We start from the raw sequence: 487 nt of genomic DNA, 5'->3' as shown, positions 1-487 counted from the left end.
GCGGATGTACTTACCGCGACGCGGCTGGCACCTGCGTCGTCATAACCCACTCGACCTGACGCTGCTGTCCGACAGCATCGTCATTATGAATGGCAATGCATGGTCCAGGCAGACTCGTCCTGTGCCAGGTCGCAGCAGGCTTCAGCAGGGTAAGCGTGCGCCGTAGATTGTAGGCGACGGCGGCGAGGTGGACCTGCAGCCCCGCTTGAGCGAGCCCGATCCAGCGCATTCGCCGCAGGCCGTAGCTGCGCTTGCAGGTACCGAACACCTTCTCGATTCGGCAGCGGATACGCTGGACCTTGGCATTATGGGCCTCCAGCCGCCTCAATGCTTCTGCTCCGCCCCAGGTCCCGGTTCCGACCACGGCAGGTTGTCCACCTTTTGCACGGATCGCATAGGTGGAACGCGAGCCGCCGAAGGCACTGTCACCATAAACCTTCCCCGGCTCGCTCGGCAGCACCGCCGCAAACTCGGCCGCATCACGGAC

General features: G+C 63.7%; 1 protein-coding gene. It reads right to left on the bottom strand.

All coding sequences use genetic code 11. The features are described from left to right. Nucleotides 1-10 precede the first annotated feature (10 nt). The coding region (locus tag JMJ55_RS30500) for a transposase (protein ID WP_202829354.1) at nucleotides 11-487 on the bottom strand (477 nt) is incomplete at its 5' end.

It is taken from the genome of Belnapia mucosa, assembly GCF_016775475.1.
Classification (GTDB): Bacteria; Pseudomonadota; Alphaproteobacteria; order Acetobacterales; family Acetobacteraceae; genus Belnapia; species Belnapia mucosa.
This window is presented reverse-complemented; position numbering and strand designations above follow the sequence as displayed.